21 protein-coding genes are annotated in these 20,157 nt (G+C 35.3%); 7 read left to right on the forward strand and 14 right to left on the reverse strand.

Going from position 1 to position 20,157, the window contains the following annotated elements:
• Window positions 1–3 precede the first annotated feature (3 nt).
• Genes citG through LA20249_RS05470 form a run of 8 tightly spaced genes read right to left on the reverse strand, consistent with a single transcriptional unit; the run spans window position 4 to window position 7,578 of the window.
• The gene (gene citG / locus LA20249_RS05435; protein WP_057736719.1) at window positions 4–816 is read right to left on the reverse strand and encodes a triphosphoribosyl-dephospho-CoA synthase CitG; all 813 of its coding nucleotides are present in this window, start codon (window positions 814–816) and stop codon (window positions 4–6) included.
• Window positions 807–1,352, reverse strand: a complete 546-nt coding sequence (gene citX / locus LA20249_RS05440; protein ID WP_057736716.1) for a citrate lyase holo-[acyl-carrier protein] synthase — start codon at window positions 1,350–1,352, stop codon at window positions 807–809. The genes citG and citX overlap by 10 nt, the downstream gene beginning before the upstream one ends.
• An 11-nt stretch (window positions 1,353–1,363) precedes the next feature.
• Entirely contained in the window at window positions 1,364–2,905 is a 1,542-nt protein-coding gene (citF, locus tag LA20249_RS05445) for a citrate lyase subunit alpha (protein ID WP_057736714.1), read from the reverse strand.
• Complete coding sequence (gene citE, locus LA20249_RS05450) at window positions 2,895–3,797, reverse strand: citrate (pro-3S)-lyase subunit beta (protein WP_057736712.1); 903 nt, start codon at window positions 3,795–3,797, stop codon at window positions 2,895–2,897. The genes citF and citE overlap by 11 nt, the downstream gene beginning before the upstream one ends.
• Window positions 3,797–4,090 (reverse strand): citrate lyase acyl carrier protein, encoded by a 294-nt coding sequence (gene citD, locus LA20249_RS05455; RefSeq protein WP_057736710.1) that lies wholly within the window; start codon window positions 4,088–4,090, stop codon window positions 3,797–3,799. The genes citE and citD overlap by 1 nt, the downstream gene beginning before the upstream one ends.
• Window positions 4,080–5,090 (reverse strand): [citrate (pro-3S)-lyase] ligase, encoded by a 1,011-nt coding sequence (citC, locus tag LA20249_RS05460; protein WP_083477855.1) that lies wholly within the window; start codon window positions 5,088–5,090, stop codon window positions 4,080–4,082. Before citC ends, citD begins: the two co-directional genes overlap by 11 nt.
• 9 nt (window positions 5,091–5,099) lie before the next feature.
• Entirely contained in the window at window positions 5,100–6,383 is a 1,284-nt protein-coding gene (locus LA20249_RS05465; protein WP_371861842.1) for a 2-hydroxycarboxylate transporter family protein, read from the reverse strand.
• A gap of 52 nt (window positions 6,384–6,435) precedes the next feature.
• Window positions 6,436–7,578: an NAD(P)-dependent malic enzyme gene (locus LA20249_RS05470; protein WP_057736708.1), complete on the reverse strand. Its 1,143-nt coding sequence runs from the start codon at window positions 7,576–7,578 to the stop codon at window positions 6,436–6,438.
• 173 nt (window positions 7,579–7,751) lie between these two features.
• On the opposite strand from LA20249_RS05470, the gene LA20249_RS05475 reads away from it, so the two are divergent.
• Entirely contained in the window at window positions 7,752–8,696 is a 945-nt protein-coding gene (locus LA20249_RS05475) for a sugar-binding transcriptional regulator (protein ID WP_057736706.1), read from the forward strand.
• 70 nt (window positions 8,697–8,766) lie between these two features.
• Here the strand turns inward: LA20249_RS05475 and LA20249_RS05480 are convergent, their stop codons facing one another.
• The 6 genes from LA20249_RS05480 to LA20249_RS05505 form a co-directional block, all read right to left on the reverse strand.
• Window positions 8,767–8,973 (reverse strand): helix-turn-helix domain-containing protein, encoded by a 207-nt coding sequence (locus LA20249_RS05480; RefSeq protein WP_057736704.1) that lies wholly within the window; start codon window positions 8,971–8,973, stop codon window positions 8,767–8,769.
• Window positions 8,970–9,443, reverse strand: a complete 474-nt coding sequence (locus LA20249_RS05485; RefSeq protein WP_057736702.1) for a DUF2975 domain-containing protein — start codon at window positions 9,441–9,443, stop codon at window positions 8,970–8,972. Before LA20249_RS05485 ends, LA20249_RS05480 begins: the two co-directional genes overlap by 4 nt.
• A gap of 65 nt (window positions 9,444–9,508) precedes the next feature.
• Entirely contained in the window at window positions 9,509–10,855 is a 1,347-nt protein-coding gene (gene brnQ / locus LA20249_RS05490) for a branched-chain amino acid transport system II carrier protein (RefSeq protein ID WP_057736700.1), read from the reverse strand.
• Window positions 10,856–11,030: 175 nt separating this feature from the next.
• Window positions 11,031–12,032 carry a glycoside hydrolase family 73 protein gene (locus LA20249_RS05495; RefSeq protein WP_057736698.1) on the reverse strand — a complete coding sequence of 334 codons (1,002 nt, stop codon included), beginning with the start codon at window positions 12,030–12,032 and terminating at the stop codon, window positions 11,031–11,033.
• Between the two features lie 373 nt (window positions 12,033–12,405).
• Window positions 12,406–13,983, reverse strand: coding sequence for a peptide chain release factor 3 (locus LA20249_RS05500; protein ID WP_057736958.1), 1,578 nt, complete (start codon window positions 13,981–13,983; stop codon window positions 12,406–12,408).
• 124 nt (window positions 13,984–14,107) lie between these two features.
• On the reverse strand, window positions 14,108–15,463 hold the full coding sequence (locus tag LA20249_RS05505) for a hemolysin family protein (RefSeq protein ID WP_057736696.1): 1,356 nt from the start codon (window positions 15,461–15,463) through the stop codon (window positions 14,108–14,110).
• A 132-nt stretch (window positions 15,464–15,595) separates the two neighbouring features.
• Here LA20249_RS05505 and LA20249_RS05510 point away from each other — a divergent pair, with 132 nt between their 5' ends.
• The 6 genes from LA20249_RS05510 (at window position 15,596) to LA20249_RS05535 (ending at window position 20,138) form a co-directional block, all read left to right on the forward strand.
• The gene (locus LA20249_RS05510; RefSeq protein ID WP_057736694.1) at window positions 15,596–16,057 is read left to right on the forward strand and encodes a hypothetical protein; all 462 of its coding nucleotides are present in this window, start codon (window positions 15,596–15,598) and stop codon (window positions 16,055–16,057) included.
• Window positions 16,058–16,316: 259 nt separating this feature from the next.
• Complete coding sequence (locus tag LA20249_RS05515; protein WP_057736692.1) at window positions 16,317–17,114, forward strand: homoserine O-acetyltransferase/O-succinyltransferase family protein; 798 nt, start codon at window positions 16,317–16,319, stop codon at window positions 17,112–17,114.
• Between the two features lie 10 nt (window positions 17,115–17,124).
• On the forward strand, window positions 17,125–18,045 hold the full coding sequence (cysK, locus tag LA20249_RS05520) for a cysteine synthase A (protein ID WP_057736690.1): 921 nt from the start codon (window positions 17,125–17,127) through the stop codon (window positions 18,043–18,045).
• Between the two features lie 30 nt (window positions 18,046–18,075).
• Window positions 18,076–18,735: an amino acid ABC transporter permease gene (locus LA20249_RS05525; protein WP_057736688.1), complete on the forward strand. Its 660-nt coding sequence runs from the start codon at window positions 18,076–18,078 to the stop codon at window positions 18,733–18,735.
• On the forward strand, window positions 18,716–19,405 hold the full coding sequence (locus LA20249_RS05530; protein WP_057736686.1) for an amino acid ABC transporter permease: 690 nt from the start codon (window positions 18,716–18,718) through the stop codon (window positions 19,403–19,405). Before LA20249_RS05525 ends, LA20249_RS05530 begins: the two co-directional genes overlap by 20 nt.
• The gene (locus tag LA20249_RS05535; protein ID WP_057736684.1) at window positions 19,398–20,138 is read left to right on the forward strand and encodes an amino acid ABC transporter ATP-binding protein; all 741 of its coding nucleotides are present in this window, start codon (window positions 19,398–19,400) and stop codon (window positions 20,136–20,138) included. The genes LA20249_RS05530 and LA20249_RS05535 overlap by 8 nt, the downstream gene beginning before the upstream one ends.
• The last annotated feature ends 19 nt before the right edge of the window (window positions 20,139–20,157 follow it).

The raw sequence follows: 20,157 nt of genomic DNA on the forward strand, positions 1-20,157 counted from the left end.
AATTTAGATCAAAGATAGAAAAATAGTTACAATCAAAAGATCCGCGCTACCGCCAAGACTGAGATTATTCTCATTACAATAATTATTCAGATCATTTAAAACCTTTTTTCCGGCCAAATTGCCGCATCCCCCAACATTCAAAATCTCTTGAGCAAATTTTTGCACATTTTTTAACGCATCCATATTCCCACGTTTAACTACGTTAGAGTCATATGATTGAGAAATGATTACCATTAAAGTATCTAATAAAATATTATTAAAATCATTCCCACTTTGAGATTTTAAATATGGTAAAGAATTATCAAAAACAATTGGATAACCATCTTGAGCCTCACCGCGGATACCAGTAACTCCATATTTAAGATACATCCTTTCTCCGTTACTCAAGTTTTGCTTTTTATCCAAGTCTTTGAAATCATTTTCAGTCAAGCCCTGAAGCATTTCTTGAGTCACTGAAGAAATATTATTTTGATCATAGCCACTAGCAGCTAATAATATTCCTAAAGAAAAGATGGCTCCCTTATGTGTATTGATATTTTCTGTTGCTAAAAACATAGCTTTCTCAGCTTTAATTCCAATAGGACGAATGATTTTAAATAAATCTCGTAAATCATCACCCTGAAAATCTATTCCCGCCTGGGCAAATTCTTTTAAATATGGTTGCAATGATACAGCACTGTCAATAAAAGTAAAGACGTCCATATCCAAATGGGTCAAATGATCCACTGGATCAACTAACCCTGGTTTAGGTTGAACGTCTACTTCATATAACAAAGCTTTCAAAGCAGCATCTGCTAAATGTTCACTTAATTCCATGAAAGCTCCAAATTTTTATTTATTAATTTATTTATATAGTTTTGCATCTCACCAACACTATGAGTTCGACTTCGAGCACAGATTTTAGCAGGTTGATTGCAGAGTAGACATTTTCTTTCCGCTTGGTGAAAATCTTTTCTACTCAACGGATGTAAAGAGCCATCACTGTTCGTTAATACATCTATATCAAACAATCTACCCAATTTATTATTATCTTCGAACTCCATCGAATGCTTCTTCACTGCAATATTCGACTCATTCAGAATCAAAAATGCCTCGGGACCGGTCGCTATATTCCATATTAACTGATAATCAACTTCCAAACCTTGCGTAAATTGCTCTAATCCGGACTGAAAAACTTGTATCAAATAAAGATTGTTTTTAATTGGACCAGGAATATTTAATTTTGCACTAATCAATGATTGATTTTCATCTAGCTTTCTAAAAAGAATCCGCTGTTCATTTACCCGATTATCTCGATTTTGCAATACTTGGGCAATATCCTGTGAAACACCTTCAGAAAATACATCAATCATTTTTGTCACTCCTAATCTTTAACTTGGTTAACTATATCGATCAAACTGCCATCACGATATTCGATCAAAGCAACTGGACGGTTAGTAAATTGCAATTTTTCTGGCTTGCCAACAATTGCTTGTGCACGTTTTTGAAGTTCATCGATTGTATAGACAGGAACTCCAGGAACATTCTTTAAAGCTTCAATTAAATCTTTTCTCTTCGGATTAATTGCAATACCGACTTCGGTTACCAATACGTCAATACTATCGCCTGGTGTAACTACAGTTGTTACATCTGGGACAACTGTTGCAATTCTACCACGAACCAATGGGGCAGAAATAATTGTCAACTTAGCATTAGCAGCATCTTGGTGACCACCAATAGCACCACGTAAAACACCATCAGATCCAGTCATAACATTGACATTGAATTTAGTGTCAATTTCCAAAGCTGACAAGATGCAGACATCCAATTGATTAACAGCGGCACCCTTATTATATGGATCAGCATACCATGAAGAATCAATTTCTTGTTGATTTTCATTGTTGGCCATACTTGCAGCCGCACCCTTATCGAAATCTTGAACATCCAGAATCTTATTAACTAAGCCCTCTTCAAGTAGATCGACTGTAGGCTTAGTAATTCCACCTAAAGCAAAGGAAGCTTTAATATTTTTAGCAATCATGGACTCCCTGAGGTAACGACTGACAGCTAGAGCAGCACCACCTGAACCAGTTTGGAAACTAAAACCATCTTTGAAATATTGAGAATGAGTGATTACTTGATTGACCATTTGGGCAATCTTCAATTCCTTAGGATCTTTAGTGAAACGTGTAGCACCAGAACCAATCTTGTCAGGATCTCCGACCTTAGGAACTTTAACAACATAATCAACTTGAGTCTGCTTAATACTTGCGGGAGTATTAGGATAAGGCATGATTGTATCAGTCAACAAAACTACCTTGTCAGCATATTTAGCATCCATCAATGAATAACCCATTGACCCAAAGACAGCATCACCGTGGATGGCATTAGCATTACCGACTACATCGGCATTAGGAACACCCAAAAAGGCAACATCAATTTTTATCTCACCATTTTCAATAGAACGAGCACGATTTCCATGTGAACGAAGAACTACTGGATCTTTCAAACCACCATGTGAAATAAAATCTCCCAAACTTCCACGCATACCAGAAGAAGTGATATGAGTAACTGTTCCTGCTTTAATAGCTTTTATGACCATATCATTCATTACATTTGTCAATGAACTAGGTGCTAAAGTCAAATCTTTAAAGCCTTCATTGATAATTTCTTGCATGACCATGTTGAAAACAAAGTCACCTTCACGGAAATGGTGATGGAATGAAATTGTCATGCCATTCTTCAATCCGGTTTTAGCAATAACATCTTGAATTGAATCTACCAATTTATTATCACCTTGAGAAACTTTTACTTGGTGTGCTACATAAGTCGTTTCGGGACTACCAATCTCTGTAGTTTCAAATGGTTTAAAATTCTTATCCTTTAAAATTTCATCAGGAATTTCACGATTTACTTTATTCAGCATAACTGTTGCCCTCCTCGTCAACTAAATGTGAAGCTTTAGCTAAAGCCATAGTTCTTTCTGCACGGGCAACGACCGGCTTATCGACCATCTTACCGCGTAATGAAATAACTCCTGAACCCTTCTTATGGGCTTCTTCAATTGCATTGAGAACATCTTTAGCATTTCTAATTTCTTTTTCACTTGGTGCATAAATTGCATTAACCAATGGAATCTGACGAGGATTGATAACTGATTTACCATCAAATCCAAGTTCATGAATAATCTCTACTTCATGATTGAATCCTTCGGTATTATCAACATCAGAATAAACTGTATCAAATGCAGCAATTCCAGCAGCTCTAGCACCATGCAAAATCATATTACGAGCAAATGAGAGTTCCGCACCATCAGGATATCTATGTGTCTTCATATTTGTAACGTAATCTTCGGCTCCAAGAGCAATCCCAATCAAGCGATCAGAAGCTTTAGCAATAGCAGGAGCGTTCAAAACTCCCTCGGCACTTTCAATTGCGGCCATCATATGAGTCCGTCCATTTTCAATACCGAAGAATTTCTCAGCCTCAGCAATCACCTTTTCAGTTTCAACTACATCATCAGGTGTCTCTGTCTTAGGCAAACGGATAACCTCAACACCAGCTTTTACCATTGCATAAATGTCGGCTTTACCCATTTCTGTATCTAAGCCATTGATTCTGACAACTAATTCTGAATTGCCGTAATCAACATTTTGCAAAGCTTCAAAAACCAACATTCTTGCAGTATCTTTTTCAGTCAATGAAACTGAATCTTCTAGATCAAACATAATTGAATCTGCTCCATAGATACCAGCATCTTTGATCATAGCTGGATTGTTACCAGGAACAAACATCATAGTTCTTCTCAAACGTTCCATTATCCAAGTACCTCCCAATTTGGTTGATTCTTTGTGTCTGTCGCACGTTGAATAGCTGCAATCAAACGAGCTTTAATCGTACAATCCAAAGCACCCTTATCTACGGCATGAACATTAACATTTTCAATATCATATTCAGCCAATAAGTCTGTAATAACTTTTCTAATTTGTTTTCCAAATTGTTTTTCTACTTGTGAATCAAGATTGATATTAATTCCTTTTCCTTGAGAAAGGATGAACTGAATATCGCTTGATTCAAGAGTTCCTGCTAGTGCTGTATGCTTAATTTCCATCATGAATCCTCCTTAATAAGGTTCCTAAATTACTCTTTATAAAATTAAAGGTTGTTTCTGGTACATATTTTTGTAACTGTTCCAAATTACTTTCAGCAATCGCCTGACGAACCTTAGTAGCACTAATAATATCTTGATCAATTTGCTTACGTTTTAACACTTCTAAAGTTACTTCTGGAGGCAAAATTTTTTTTAAAGATTGATTATAAATTTCCGTCGTAGGCGAATATGGTTCTTGACCTACGAAACGCTTAGTAATCTTCAAAGCTTTTGCAATTCGTTTAAAAACCTGTGCATCCAATTGTGTTTGATAAGTAGCTACATCAGCACGACTCTTAATAAAATAAGATGGAAAAGTTACAAAACTGACCATATATTGTCCACCACTGACAACTTGGACATTACTGAAGTCTTTAATACCTTCTTTGATCAATTTCATTCGTTCTGAAGTCTTAAATAGAGATGCATCCTGATTGACTACGAAGACATAAACAAAATCACTCGACTTACTAGCCTGCTCAATCAAATAACGATGGCCAAGCGTGAACGGATTAGCATTCATAACAATTGCCGAAATATTTTTTCCCGTTGCTTTGGGAAGATCTGCAATATATTGATCAATTGAGTAATCGCCAGTTTCCAAAAGTGTCGAAAATTCAGTTTTTGCAATGGCTTGAAAACCTAAGTATTCAAAGCTTTCTTGATATTGCGGTTTAGTAAAAACAAAAATATGAAAGATATTCTGATTGGCTAATATATTGATCAATGACGAGACTAATTTATTAAAAGTATTTCCACCTTGATAATCAGGTGCAATCGCTAAGTATTTTAAAACATTTTCAAAATACGAGCCTGTGGCAATCAACTTATCTCCATCATAAATACCAATAGTCTCAGTAATATCAGCAATATTTTCAATATACAGGCCTTCACTTTGAACTAGGCTTTGCCACTGTTTGTAATAATATCTATCGTTTAAATTTATTGTTATCGTATCCAATTTAATCTCCTAAGCAAAAATTCTCATTAGGAAAATTGAGAGCGTTACGGTGATGGCTCCACCAAGACGAACTGCAACTTGAGCAAATGGCATCAAGTTCATACGATCACCGGCAGCAAGAATTGCTAGAGCACCAGTACCACCTTGTCCTGAACAGCATGAGACGGCAATTGCAGTATCAACTGGATACATCCCCAAGAATTTAGCACTGAAGAATGCAGCGACAACGATAGCGGTTACAGTAATGAAAATTGTAATCAACATTGGAATATTAGTAAAAACAGTTACCAATGATTTCCAAGGCGTCATCGCAACACCAACACCGAATAATAGGAGTGGTGAGATACCTTTAACTGTTAAACTATAAAGTGATTTTCCACCTTCTTGAACTGAGTCAGGAATCCAACCTAACATTTTGGCAACCATAACAACGATCAACAAAACGATTGGGGCTGGTAAATGAATCACACTATTAGCCCAAACACCAAGTAGATAAAGTGTAATAGCTAAAATACCTGAAACCAACATTTTAGAAATATTAGCTGTATCAGATTTGGATGACAAACTACCTAATTCGTCATCGTTGTCTCCTTCAACTAAGCGACCGTTACCAGTCAAATGTGGCTTCTTAACTCCGATCTGTCTCAAAATTCCCGCTTCGACAACCGCAACCAAACTCCCCAACATAACGCAAGGTAAGATCTGGGCAAAAATATTTTGTTGTCCCATTGAAATAATAGCAGCATAACCTAATGACAGTGGCAAAGCACCTTCGCCAACTCCACCAGCCATAATCGGTGCAACAATGAAGAAGTAAGATTTATAAGCTGAAAGTCCTAACAAACTTCCGACACCCATACCAATTACAGGTCCGACAACCTCACAAATTAAAAGAACTACAATAATACGTGTACTAGCCTTAATCAAAGTCTTTCGATTCATGGCTGAAATACTACCAACAATCAAAAGTGCAATGAAGACAGCTAGAAAATTGTTATTGTTCATAAAATCAGTTACAACTTTAGTCGTACTGCTTGGCAACCAATTCATATAAACTAGATATGATGGTAAAAAAGTGACAACTAAAACTTTACCACCTAAAGAATTCAAAATTGGAATATGTTTTCCAATTTCCTCAAGCATAAAAGAAAATAACGTCATAATGCCAATAGCACCAATCATGTCATTTGGCATTTGCTTAGTAACCGTTAATAACACATAGGTTACCAATAACAATAGATATAAAGGCATGGGCACGATTCCGATATTCAGGCCCATAAACCTTTGAATAATATTCTTTTTTTGATCTTCATCAGGTACAGAATTCATTTGCATTATCTAAACCTCATTTTTTCACAAATTTTGTTACTGCGTCTGAAACGGTCTTTACTACGTTCTTATCGAAAACACCTGGAATAATTTTTTCGGGTTTAGGATCTTGAATCATAGTGGCCAATCCCTCTGCCACACTAGCTTCCATTTCAGAACTGAAATGTTGTACATGGTTCTCAAGCAAGCCTCTAAACAAACCTGGGAAAGCCAAAATATTATTAACTTGATTTGGATGTTGGGAACTCCCTGTTGCAACGACAACAGCCCCAGCTTCTTTAGCAAGTTCTGGTTCAATCTCTGGCTTAGGATTTGCTAAGGCAAAAACGATTCCTTTATCCATTGATTCGACCATTGCTTTAGTTACTAAATTACCAACTGACAAACCAACGAAAGCGTCGGCATTATTCATTGCATCTGCTAGAGTTTTAGCAGTGGTTTGATAATTGATTCTCTTCATTAAGTCATATTGATAATCGTTTAAACTGGTTTCTTTGCTATTAATGACACCTTTTTGATCAACTAAAATAATGTTCTTCATACCACTCTTGAACAGTAATTCTGCCGTGGCGAGTCCTGAAGCACCAACACCATTAATAACAACTTTCATATCCTTAAGATCTTTATTAACGACCTTAGCTGCATTAATCAATCCTGCTAAAACAACGATTGCTGTTCCTTCTTGATCATCGTGGTAAACGGGAATATCAAGTTTCTCTGCTAATTTCTGTTCAATTTCAAAACATCTGGGTGCTGCAATATCTTCCAAGTGAATTCCTGCAAAACTCTTACTGATATTAACAACGGTTTGGACAAATTCATCGACATCGACTTTATCTAGGGCTAATGGAATTGCATTAACATTAGCTAAACGCTTATACAACAATGCTTTACCTTCAATAACAGGCAATCCGCCTTGAGGACCAATATCGCCAAGTCCTAAAACAGCTGAACCGTCAGTAATAATTGCTACTAACTTTCCACTGACAGTATATTTAGATGCTAAATCGTGATCTTTAGCTATAATTTTACTGATCTCAGCCACGCCCGGAGTATACGCTTCACCTAACTCTTCCATAGTTGAAACCGGTAATTCTCCATCAATCTGAAGAACACCTGTATGAGCTTTATGTATTTTTTTTACTAATTCCATGTCCATAGATGTCGCCCCTTTTTAATTTTTTAAAAAATATTGCATTTATTTAACATTTTTTAATTCGTATACTACTCTCTTTTCAAAAAATTGCAAACGTCTTCACAAACTTCACAAACTTTCAAAATTGAAATTGGTCCCTAAATAAGGTAACTTATATATGCAAAGGAGAATTGATCATGGCTCAAGAAGAAAACACTTCACTACTTGTCGATCTCGCTCAAGACTATTACCTCAAACATTTAAACCTTGGCGAAATTGCTAAGAAGTATAATATTAGCCGTTATAAAATTTCAAAATATTTGAACGAAGCAGTCGAAAAAAAAATAGTGACAATTAATATAAGTTCACCATTTTCACGAAGTCCCGATTTGGAAAATAGGCTTCAAAGAGCTTTTCCAAATCCCAATTTTTATGTTTTAAAAAATACTGAAGATATTGCTCACGCAAATGATCGTTTCTTTTCTTTTGCTGCAAAATACTTGCAAGATTTAATTGATGGTAAAAAAATTATTGGTCTGACTTGGGGCGACACTATTTATCATGTGATTGATTCATTTCAGACTACCGCTAAAGAAAATATGGTTTTCACGCAATTCATTGGTGAAAATGCTAAACATAATTCTCTTGCTGGTTCAATGCGCATGGTTCAAAAAGTTGCCACACGCTATAACGGTAAATACTTAACGATTGATGCCCCACTTTATATTACTAATAAAGAAGTTCGACGCTTACTGGCTTTGGAACCAGCTATTCAGCCAACTTTAGCTACAGCTCAACAACTCGATTTAATTTTTTCTAGTGTGGGAACAATTGACTCCATCAATAGTATTGATGCTTGGAATAATTCTAAAAATATTCTTTTCCCTGATGTCAACCCCAACTCAATTGCTGCATTGGTTTATGGTCGTCCTATTGATAAAAATGGCAATCTATTAGTCGATAGCGAACATGATAAGGTATTCGGTATCAGTTTTAAAAAAGTTATGGAGGTCCCTACTCGTGTAGCTATCGTCAATGATAAATTCAAATCTTCAGCACTAAATGCTGCTTTGAACGGAGACTACTTCACTGATATTATTTTGAATGAACCAACAGCTAATAAGATTTTGGCAGAATTATAAATGATTTTAAGTATAAAAAAAGCTGATGCAACAACTATTACTTAGTTGCTACATCAGCTTTTCTTTTACTTTAGTAATTTTCAATATATTCAATAATATCGCCTGGTTGACAATTCAAGACCTGACAGATCTTTTCTAACGTGGAAAAACGAATGGCTTTGGCTTTATTATTTTTCAAAATTGAAATATTTGCTTGCGTAATTCCTACTTTTTCGGCTAATTCTGTCACACTCATGTTTCTTTTTAGTAACATCAAATCCAAATTAATTTTAATCATATCGTCAAATCATTCTCATCTTTCATTTTAATAGAATTGACTAATATTTGTTCCATCGCCGATACAAACGCCGCAATTGCTAAAGGTAAGAAAATAACTGCTCCAACAATTAAAATCAATCCTGGAGCGTCTCCTTGATCAGCCAAATAATAGACAAATGGCATAATCCCTAGCAGAACTACGAATACGGCAATAAACAAATAACGAATCATTCTGACCGAATGTAACGCCGTTATAGAAAAGAAATTATGTTTATCAATTAAAAAGAATATCTTATAAAGGTAATAACTGATCACTAAAATCAATAAGCACCCTATAAGAAATGAAAGAATCATCATTAGTTGCAAACCAAAAATTGTATGCCTTCTTATTGATAAAAATAACAATGTTGATAATATGAATCCAAACATCAGAAAAATCAAATCAATGACTGCAGTTACCAATTTTAAAAGTGTCGTTTTAATTTTCATACTCTTATCTCCCATTAACTGTTAAGAGTACTTTAGCACTATTCATATTGATAAACAATATCTATTTATCGTTTTTCGATAGATAATTTATATTTACTAATGACAAATCCTAATAATAATCCAACAATTGCTGGTACTACCCAACCAAGTCCCAAATCAGCTAAAGGTAAATATTTATTCAAATGTAAAATATTTTGAATCCATGAAATTTCCCTCCAAATCTTCGGTAAAGCTTCCAATCCGGCGAAGAAAGCTGGAATTATGGTAAACACAGTCGTCATTCCATAAACCCATTTCGATTCACCAATCAAGGGACTCAAAACTGCTACAACAATCAAAACGATTGCTAGAGGATATAAAAACATTAAAATTGGTGTCGAATAATTGATCAGTTTTGTCAATCCAATATTTGCAATCAAAAAAGATGCTACCGATACCACTATCAAAGTAATTTGATAATTAAACTTGGGAAACATCTCTTCAGCTGTCTCACCAAAAGCAGATACCAATCCAATTGATGTTTTCAAACAAGCGATAATTGCAATCAAAGCTAATAACAAACTACCAAAGGAACCAAAGTAGTAATTGAACACTTGAGCTAAAGTTATCCCACCATTTGATGCCAAGGGCAATTTAGCCACACTCATCGTTCCTATCAAAGCTAGAAAAGCATAAATTACACCCATAATAATCACACTAATTACCCCTGATTTAATCGTATCTTTAGCAATCTGCGCGGGTTCTGTAATTCCTAAAGATTTAATCGTCTCAATCACTACAACGCCAAAAGCAAGCGATGCCAACGCATCCATCGTGTTATATCCTTCAGTGAATCCTGTTAAAACTGGGGCTTTCATGTATTGATTCTGAGGCAACGCGTTTAAACTTCCCATTGGCTTGATAATTGCCGTTATGACTAAAATTCCCAATAGAATTAAAAAAATTGGTGTCAACCATTTGCCGACATAGGTCATTAACTCACTAGGTTTCCGTGATAAAAACCAAGTAGCTATAAAAAATATTGCTGAAAAAAATAGTAGAATTACCCCCTGATTATTCTTCGCAACAAACGGCGCAATTCCCAACTGAAAAGAAATCGTAGCTAATCGAGGAATTGCAAATAACGGGCCCATCGTGACATATAATAAAATTGTAAAAATATATGCATAAGGTCGATTCACTTTACTTGCTAAATCAAAAACACTGTTGCTGGCAGTGATTCCCATACTGGCTACACCTAAAAGTGGCAATCCTACCCCAGTTATCAATAAACCGATAATCGCTAACCAAACATTTCGTCCAGCTTGCTGTCCCAAGAATACTGGAAAAATTAAGTTTCCAGCTCCAAAAAATAGTCCAAATAACATTGAACCGATAAAAAATAAATTTTTCCACGTTAATTTTGTTTTCATTAATTCTATTCTCCAACCAAAATAGTAGTCTTGTCTAAAAAGCACATTTAACTATGATAATAAATTCTTTCGTTTGAGACAACTAATATTCAACTTTTCATAAAAAAATAGCCACTGTTAGAATCCCTGTATGAATTCTAATCAGAAGCTATTTAATTGCTTATTATTTTAATAATTAAGCTAAGTAAGTATCTTGTACCCATTCGTTTGTAGCAACACGATAGTAAGTATGACCATTAAGAACTTTCTTTTGGTCTGTCTTCCAGTCAGTATTATTAGCCAAGGCACGGTTTGTAATTGCTTTATATGTACCATCAGATTGAAGGGCAAGCAATTGAACATAAGTACTGTTTTTATTATTAACCTTAATGACACCCTTATTATTTTGAGATGTACCATTTGTCTCAGGAGTACCATCATATTGTGTCAAGTTGTAACTTGAAATAATATTATTTAATGATGAAGCATAGTTAGGAGCTGTAGCATATCTACCTTGTAACCATGCAGTAGCATCCTTGTATGAACTTGTGTTTTCTTTCCATGTACCCTTGTAATAACTTGAGTTCCATGAAACACCATTACGAAGTTTATCCCCATTGTCTAGGAATGATTCATAGTAACTAGGATACTTTCTAAAGTTAGCATAAATTGTATACCAACCTTGTGATGAGCTCCACTCTGAAGTAGGCATTGATACATAGGCTCCATTATAGTCGCCCTTAATACCGAACAAGTTATGACCCTGAGTAGCTAAAGTTGAGGCACCCCAACCACTTTCAAGAATAGCTTGAGCCAACATAACTGATGTATAAAGATTGTATTTTGCGGCAGCTTTTTGAGCCATTGGAACGGCTTCATTCAAAAAGGCTTGTTGTTGTGAATATGTCACACCAGAAGCAGCTTGAACAATAGCTGTTGCATTAGATGCAGCTGATGTAGATTCACTAGCAGCTTGAACAATTGATGAGTTGGCAACAGTTGTATCGGCTTTAGTTTTGTCTGATCCAGCAATAACGTTATCTTTATTATCTTCTGGTTTATTATTTACTTGTTCTGTATTTGTGTCGGATGCACTAGTAGCATCATTTGTTGTAGCAGCTGATACTACAGAGGGCGTAGCAGTTGCAGCTAATGTACCAAGTACTAAGGCACTTGTAATTAGATTTTTTTTAGACATAGAATGTTTCCCCTTAATAAATAATCTAGTTATAGATTACTATTTAAAAAAATTAGATTCAAGAAAACTCGGATTTTGTAACAAAAATTAAACATTAGAAAATAAATTGTAATTTTTTGTTACTTGACATTAAGAATTTATTAAGATGTTTAAGATTCTTTTATATCAAATGACTAAATTAAATTCTTTCAAAGTAATTGGATAACAAGCTTAAGTTAAATAAACCCAATTGGTAGCCAAATTAATTTTTAAAGAAATAAGAGCAATCCCCTGATATTACACAAATCCGAGTCTTTTTTCGCCTCCTTTTATTTTGATTTTTTACACTACCATTAAAATATTACAATAAAAAAAATCGCTATTCAGCGATTTTTTATAATTTTGAAGTTAACTTAACATCTGGATACTTATTAGCAAACCAATTTTCCGCAAATCTATTCTCAAACAAGAAGAGTGGCTTGTCATCTAAATCCTTTACCAACATATTTCTAGTTGATGACATAGACTCATCAAGTTGGTCTGGATCAACCCACCGAGCAATTCTAGAACCAATGGGATTCATAACTACATCACAATTATATTCATTCTTCATTCTAAATTGGAAAACTTCAAATTGAAGTTGCCCAACGGCGCCTAAAATATAATCATTGGTTGTGTACTTTTTATAAAGTTGCACGGCACCCTCTTGAACCAGCTGTTGCATCCCTTTATGGAATGATTTCTGTTTCATAACATTCTTAGCTTGAACTTCCATGAACATTTCAGGAGTAAATTGTGGCAAATCTTCAAATTGTACAGCTTTCTTACCAGAATAAATCGTGTCGCCAATTTGAAAATTACCAGTATCGTACAAGCCGACGATATCTCCGGCAACAGCCGTCTTAACTGACTCCCTTTGATCTGACATAAACTCTGTAGCGTTATTTAAACGCATCACTTTTCCAGTTCTATTCAATGTAACATCCATTCCTCGAACAAACTCGCCGGAACAAATTCTAACAAAGGCAATTCTATCACGATGATTAGGATTCATATTAGCTTGAATTTTGAAGACGAAACCTGAAAACTCAGGATCGTCAGGTTCAACAACTTCATCGCTATCTTTTTGCTTGTGTTCTGCAGGTGCTGGAGCCATGTCCAAGAAAGTATTCAAGAATGTTTCCACGCCAAAATTAGTTAACGCTGATCCAAAGAAAACGGGGGTTTGATTACCTTCTTGAACTTTCTTCAAGTCAAACTTATTCCCAGCTTCCTTAACCAAATCGACTTCACCGAGAGCTTGTTCGTAAACTCCATCTTCTTCGATTGGATTAGCTTCTTCCAATTTTCCTTCTTTATTTAAAGGCAAGAAACGGTCATCGCCATCCTTTCGATAAAGTTCCAAACGGTTATTTTGAATATCATAAAGTCCCTTTAATTCTTTACCCATACCGATAGGCCAGTTCATCGCACAACCTTCAATATTCAAAAGATCTTCCAATTCGGCAATCAAATCCAAAGGATCACGACCATCACGATCCAATTTATTCATAAATGTAAAAATAGGAATACCACGTTGTTTAACAACTTTGAATAATTTCTTAGTTTGAGGTTCAATACCTTTAGCTGAATCAATTACCATGACTGCCGCATCGACGGCCATCAAAGTCCGATAAGTATCTTCAGAAAAATCCTCATGTCCTGGTGTATCCAGAATATTGATATCTTTATCATGATAATGGAATTGCATAACTGAACTAGTTACTGAAATTCCACGTTTCTTTTCAATTTCCATCCAGTCACTAGTCGCAAATTGACCAGATTTTTTAGCCTTAACTGTACCAGCGGAACGAATTACTCCACCAAAGTACAACATTTGTTCTGTAATAGTAGTTTTACCAGCATCAGGATGAGAGATAATGGCAAAGGTTCTCCTTTTATCTACTTCTTGTTCTAATTGTTTTTGGTCCATAATATTAGAGCGCAAATCAAAACTAGTTAATTCATGATGAAACGTCCTGCTCTGCGCGTTTTAATCCTCCATATTCTTTTCATATAATTTAATTTATTTTTTCTTCGAAAAAAAAGAAATACGGTTAGTATTTCTTTTTGAACATATTATTCGTAACTACCTTTAATTTATTATCAGGAACAGTCACAATAACATTTTCAATTCTTGAGCCGTTTAATTCACCAGATGTTATTACAATACCATCTTTTAACTCATATGACTTAGGATGCTTTGCATCAGGAATCTCACCAATATGCATGATCAAGTATCCAGCAATCGTATCAACATCCTCCGCTTGAATTTCCTCTTCAAACAGTTCATTAAAGTCCTCAATTGTCATCAAACCCACTAATGAAAACTTATTAGCACCTAAACGTTGAAAATTCTTCGTTACTGGGTCATATTCATCATCAATCTCACCGACAATTTCCTCTAGAATATCTTCAATTGTTGATAAACCAACAATACCGCCGTACTCATCGACAACCATTGCAACTTGTGTCTGGGTACTTCGCATTTGCAACAGTAAGGCATCAATATTGGTGGCCTCAGGTACAAACAAAGGCTCTTTCATGATTGATTTGAAATTGATATTTTCAAAACCAATCTCACGTGATTTTTTCAAAATATCCTTGATATGGACAATTCCAATGATATTATCTTTATCGCCGCCATATACCGGAATCCTGGAGTATGGCTGATTCAAAATATCATCAATATTCTCATCGACAGGATTATTAATATCAATCATAAACGCATCAGTTCTGGGAGTCATAATTTCTCTCGCTGTTTTATCTCCAAAACGTATGATTCCTTGCAACATCTGATATTCGTCAGAATTGATTGTTCCGCTATTTCTAGACTTTCGTAACGTTGCAATCATTTCATTTCTCGTAACCGAATCGTCTTTGTGACTAAAGTCAATCGGCGTTATTTTCATCAAGAAATTTATCGTTACATCCAATAACCAGACAAAGGGATGTAACACCTTCCCAACCATTCGTATCAATGGTTCTGTAAAACTTGCCACTTGATAAGGTCGTTGTAACGCTATTCTTTTTGGATACAATTCCCCAAAAATCAAAGTAATAAACGATAAAACTACTGTTATGATAATAACTGCGACCTCATGACTACCTGGAAAATCTCCAAGCACTCCTTCTAGTCTAGTACTTAAGGTTACCGCTGCACTAGCAGAAGACAAGAATCCAGCCAAAGTTATTGCAACTTGGATCGTCGATAAAAACTTATTAGGACTATTGATTGCATTCAAGATCCTCTTGGCTCGCTTATTACCACCCTTTGCTTTTTCCTCAACGGACATTTTATTAACAGAAACAATCGCCATTTCGCCTGCTGCAAAAAAAGCATTTAATAACGTTAATACAATTATTAAAATCAGCTGCCCGGAAAGCGACGCTCCAGAAGAGTCACCACTCATTTAACTCGCACTCACTTTCATATTCATCTGTAAATAACATAAACAAAACAATTATAACAGGTGTTATTCCATTCAACAATAAACCTTTTTCATGTTAAAATAAGAATACTAGTATATAGGGAGTAACTAAAAATGTCTAATAAAAAAATTTCCATTATCTATCTTTTCTTCTTCATAATCCCTTACATCCTTTGTCTATCAATTATTGGCGTCTCTTATAATTCTTTGGTTCTCCACGCTTTGACCTGGAGAATCATTGTAGGTGGAATCGTTGGTGCTTTTGGAATGTTTGCGGTAAAAGTTATCGCCCAACGTCCAGTACTAATCATGTATCGCAGTTCTACTAGAAAAGTTTTAAAAGAACTTATCCATTTTTTTGTTTTGGAAAGAAGCAAACCAGTTATTGGTGCTAATCTTTTTTTTGACTTTGGATTATCAATGGCTAGTATTTATCTAGTTGCTAAATTCATGCCACTCAGCTGGATCTTAGGTCGCACAATGGGTTGGCTAGTATTTCTACTGATAATTTCACTAACCTTAGCATCATATTTGGAATTTGAATCTTTATCCATTTACACAGAAAAGAAAAAATAATACTTGACTTATTTATAATTTAATCGTAGATTTGAAATAACTTAATTGCAGGAGGAATAGACATGTTGAATTTTAATTTGAACCAAAATGAAACTAAATCATGTTGTTGTGTAGTAATGAATGAACATTACTATACTTTTTCGACATGCCTAATTCCACTCAATTGATAAACAAGTAGTGTAAACTATTAAATCAAGAGGAGTTGACATTAGTCAGCTCCTCTTTTTTTGTATTTACAAAACTTAGAAAGGAGTTACTTGTGGAACCAATCAAAATTGGTATTTTAAATTTAATGCAAAACAAATTGGAAACCATGCGTAATTTTCAACGAGTTCTCGCTTATGAAAATATTGAATTACAGTTTTACTATTCGGCAACTCGTTATGTCAATCGCACTCTCGATTCTGCTATTACTGACAATATGAAGCCATTAGACTTAGAGGACATCAAAACACTGGATGGCTTTATCATCACTGGCAGTCCGGTTGAAAAATTAGATTTTCCTCAAGTTTCCTACTTTGATGAGGTCAATTCTCTAATCGACCAACTGAACCAAACAAATCTACCACAGTTGTATGTCTGTTGGGGCGCCATGGCTGCCCTTAATCGTATTTATAACATTCAAAAAAAATTGCTACCGCATAAGGTCTTTGGCGTTTTTCAAAATCAAATCACTAAAGACAGCTACATTTTAAATAATATCAGCGACAATTTCCCTGCACCACATGCTCGTTACGCGGAAATGGATCATGAAGAAATAGAACAAAACCCATTCTTGTCCATCAATGCTACTAGTCAAAATGGTCTATTAACTTTAGTCCAATCAAATAACAAGAATCAGACTTTCATTTTTTCTCACCTTGAATATCAACGTGAAAGTCTGGATAAAGAATATCGTCGTGAAGTAATGAGTCCCAAGGTTAAACATCCCTTCCCAGCTTTTAATTACTATTCGCCACTGGATGAGAATCCGATGTTTTCTTGGAAAGAAACACAAAAGAACTTTTATAAAAATTGGCTACAAACAGTCACTGAATATAAACTAACAACTTGCTAAGGAGATTATTATGACAAAAATTGCTCAAAATATTACAGATTTAATTGGAAATACCCCTATCGTTAAATTAAATAAGGTCGTACCAGAAGATGCTGCTGATGTCTATGTGAAATTGGAATTTTTCAATCCTGGTAGTTCCGTTAAGGATCGAATTGCTCTTGCTATGATTGAAGCCGCTGAAAAAGCTGGCAAGATCAAGCCCGGTGATACTTTAGTCGAACCAACCTCAGGTAATACTGGTATTGGTCTTTCACTAGTTGCTGCTGCTAAAGGTTACCATCTTATCATTACCATGCCTGACACAATGAGTATCGAACGTCGTAAATTGATGCAAGGTTACGGCACAGAACTCATTTTGACACCTGGTGCTAACGGTATGGGTGGTGCGATTAAAAAAGCCACTGAATTATCAAATGAAAATGGCTACTTCATGCCCATGCAATTCCAAAATCCAGCTAATCCAGAGATTCACGAGAAAACAACTGGTAAGGAAATTATCGATGCTTTCGGCGATACTCCAATTGATGGCTTCGTCGCCGGCGTTGGTACTGGTGGTACTCTTTCTGGTATTAGTCATGCACTAACTAAGAAATATCCCAACATTAAAGTATGGGCCTTAGAAGCTGCTGAATCTCCATTACTAAAAGAAGGTAAAACTGGTGCCCACAAGATCCAAGGAATCTCAGCTGGATTTATTCCTGACACGCTCGATGAAACTTCTTATTCAGACATAATAGAAGTAACTAGTGATCAAGCTATCAAAATGGCTCAAGAAGTTAGCCATAAGGAAGGCTTTCTACCTGGTATTTCAGCAGGAGCTAATATCTTTGGCGCTATCGAAATTGCTAAGAAGCTTGGAAAGGGTAAATCGGTTGTTACGGTTGCACCTGATAATGGTGAAAGATATCTTTCAACTGCATTATTTGATTAATCATTTCTGTAAAAGATAAGAGGGGAAAAAATGAATTGGGAGATCATTAAACAGAGCCTGCCCATGTTTCAAAAAGGGTTTGAATTAACTTTATACCTATCATTAATTGGTATCATTGGATCAATTATCGTCGGATTGATCTGTAGTCTTATCAAGTTTTTCAAAATACCAATTCTCCAAAAAATTGTAAGTATCTACGTTGAAATATCGCGTAACACGCCCCTTTTAATTCAACTATTCTTTCTATATTATGCTTTCCCTGCTTTGGGCATAAAACTCAGTGCTCAATTATGTGGGATCATCGGTTTAATATTTTTAGGAGGAAGTTACATGGCAACTGGCTTTTCTGGTGGATTCAATGGCGTCAAACAAAATCAGATTGAAAGTGGTAAAGCTATTGGCTTAAATAACTGGCAATTAGCTCGATACGTCATCTTTCCACAAGGATTCATTCTTAGCGTACCTGCCTTAGCTGCTAACATCATCTTTTTAGTAAAGGAAACTTCAATTTTTACTGTAATTGCTATTCCTGAATTGACTAATACAGCTATGGATCTGATCGGACTGTATTACAACTCGACTGATTACCTATTTGTCTTAGTCATTGCTTACGCTTTAATCCTGATTCCATTGTCACTTATTTTGACACTTTTAGAAAAGAGGGTTCGCTATGGCTCATTCGGGAATTAACGTTATTTTTTTAGGTCACAACTTTTCTAGATTGCTGACAGGATTATGGACTACCGTTCAGATCGCCGCTATTGCTATCGTTATTGGCTTGATTTTAGGAGTACTTTTAGGAATTTTGCGGACGTTTCATAATCGCTTTTTAAGATTAATTTTAAGACTGTACTTGGAGTTCTTTCGAATTATTCCTACGCCAGTTTTATTATTTCTATTCTATTATATTTTGCCAAAGCAGATTAACATGCAAATACCTGGGCAACAAATTGCAACGTTAGTATTTGCTTTATGGACGGCTGCAGAAATGAGCGATATCGTCCGTGGGGCTTTGATTTCAGTACCAAAACATCAACGAGAGTCCGGTTTGGCAATTGGTCTTTCAAGAATGCAGCTTTATCGTTATATTCTAATTCCACAGGCATTTACTTTAGAACTTCCTGCTACGATAAACCTCATTACCCGTATCATCAAGACGACCTCATTGTTAATGCTGATCAGTGTCATGGATGTTATCAATATTGGTCAACAGATTATTGAAGCCAACAACCAACACTATCCAACTGGGGTCTTTTGGGTCTACGGAATAATCTTTTTGATGTATTTCTTAATTGATTATCCCCTCTCTTGGTGGGCTAATCGCTTAGAAAGGAAGAATCTAGATAATACTAATGACTAAACAAATTTTAAAAGTCGAACATTTAGACAAAGCATATCAAAATCAATCAGTTCTTCATGATATTAATTTTTCCATAAATAAAGGTGAAGTTATCACTCTTTTAGGACCATCTGGTTCTGGGAAAAGTACTCTTATTCGTACACTCAATGGTTTGGAGAACTATCAAGCTGGCAAAATTTTCTTTGAGGGACAGGAAGTCGTTCCTACAGAAAAGAATTGGCAAAAACTACGTCAAAAGATTGGGATGGTCTTTCAAAGTTATGACCTCTTCCCCAACCTGACTGTTTTGGACAATATTTTATTAGGTCCAACCAAAGTCCAAAAGAGAAACAAAGAAGAACTTTTGCCTGAAGTAGTTGATTTACTAAAAAGAGTCGACTTAGAAGAATATCAAAACGTCTATCCAAGACAACTATCTGGTGGTCAAAAGCAAAGAACTGCAATCGTCAGAGCTCTAATGCTTCATCCAGAGTTCATGCTTTTTGATGAAGTAACTGCCTCGCTTGATCCGGAAATGGTTCGAGGAGTTTTAGACATTATAAAAAATTTAGCTAATCAAAACGATATGACAATGATTATTGTTACCCATGAAATGAATTTTGCTAAACAAATTGCTGATCGAGTTTTATTTTTACAAGATGGTTCGATTCTAGAAGATACTAACGGTCAAGATTTCTTTGATCATCCGCAAACTGATCGAGCTCAAAAATTTTTAAAAAGTATGGATTTTTAAAATTTAGGGGAGATTTTTA

The sequence above is a fragment of the Companilactobacillus alimentarius DSM 20249 genome (assembly GCF_002849895.1).
Classification (GTDB): domain Bacteria; phylum Bacillota; class Bacilli; order Lactobacillales; family Lactobacillaceae; genus Companilactobacillus; species Companilactobacillus alimentarius.

What these genes read in the sequence shown, in the direction of transcription:
- LA20249_RS05475 (WP_057736706.1), top strand. Translation starts at nt 7,752, where the DNA reads ATGGCTCAAGAAGAAAACACTTCACTACTTGTCGATCTCGCTCAAGAC.
- LA20249_RS05530 (WP_057736686.1), top strand. Translation starts at nt 18,716, where the DNA reads ATGGCTCATTCGGGAATTAACGTTATTTTTTTAGGTCACAACTTTTCT.
- LA20249_RS05480 (WP_057736704.1), bottom strand. Translation starts at nt 8,973, where the DNA reads ATGATTAAAATTAATTTGGATTTGATGTTACTAAAAAGAAACATGAGT.
- citX (WP_057736716.1), bottom strand. Translation starts at nt 1,352, where the DNA reads ATGATTGATGTATTTTCTGAAGGTGTTTCACAGGATATTGCCCAAGTA.
- LA20249_RS05535 (WP_057736684.1), top strand. Translation starts at nt 19,398, where the DNA reads ATGACTAAACAAATTTTAAAAGTCGAACATTTAGACAAAGCATATCAA.
- LA20249_RS05495 (WP_057736698.1), bottom strand. Translation starts at nt 12,032, where the DNA reads ATGTCTAAAAAAAATCTAATTACAAGTGCCTTAGTACTTGGTACATTA.
- LA20249_RS05470 (WP_057736708.1), bottom strand. Translation starts at nt 7,578, where the DNA reads ATGGACATGGAATTAGTAAAAAAAATACATAAAGCTCATACAGGTGTT.
- LA20249_RS05510 (WP_057736694.1), top strand. Translation starts at nt 15,596, where the DNA reads ATGTCTAATAAAAAAATTTCCATTATCTATCTTTTCTTCTTCATAATC.
- LA20249_RS05500 (WP_057736958.1), bottom strand. Translation starts at nt 13,983, where the DNA reads ATGGACCAAAAACAATTAGAACAAGAAGTAGATAAAAGGAGAACCTTT.
- citD (WP_057736710.1), bottom strand. Translation starts at nt 4,090, where the DNA reads ATGGAAATTAAGCATACAGCACTAGCAGGAACTCTTGAATCAAGCGAT.
- citF (WP_057736714.1), bottom strand. Translation starts at nt 2,905, where the DNA reads ATGCTGAATAAAGTAAATCGTGAAATTCCTGATGAAATTTTAAAGGAT.
- citG (WP_057736719.1), bottom strand. Translation starts at nt 816, where the DNA reads ATGGAATTAAGTGAACATTTAGCAGATGCTGCTTTGAAAGCTTTGTTA.
- LA20249_RS05485 (WP_057736702.1), bottom strand. Translation starts at nt 9,443, where the DNA reads ATGAAAATTAAAACGACACTTTTAAAATTGGTAACTGCAGTCATTGAT.
- LA20249_RS05505 (WP_057736696.1), bottom strand. Translation starts at nt 15,463, where the DNA reads ATGAGTGGTGACTCTTCTGGAGCGTCGCTTTCCGGGCAGCTGATTTTA.
- LA20249_RS05525 (WP_057736688.1), top strand. Translation starts at nt 18,076, where the DNA reads ATGAATTGGGAGATCATTAAACAGAGCCTGCCCATGTTTCAAAAAGGG.
- cysK (WP_057736690.1), top strand. Translation starts at nt 17,125, where the DNA reads ATGACAAAAATTGCTCAAAATATTACAGATTTAATTGGAAATACCCCT.
- citE (WP_057736712.1), bottom strand. Translation starts at nt 3,797, where the DNA reads ATGGAACGTTTGAGAAGAACTATGATGTTTGTTCCTGGTAACAATCCA.
- brnQ (WP_057736700.1), bottom strand. Translation starts at nt 10,855, where the DNA reads ATGAAAACAAAATTAACGTGGAAAAATTTATTTTTTATCGGTTCAATG.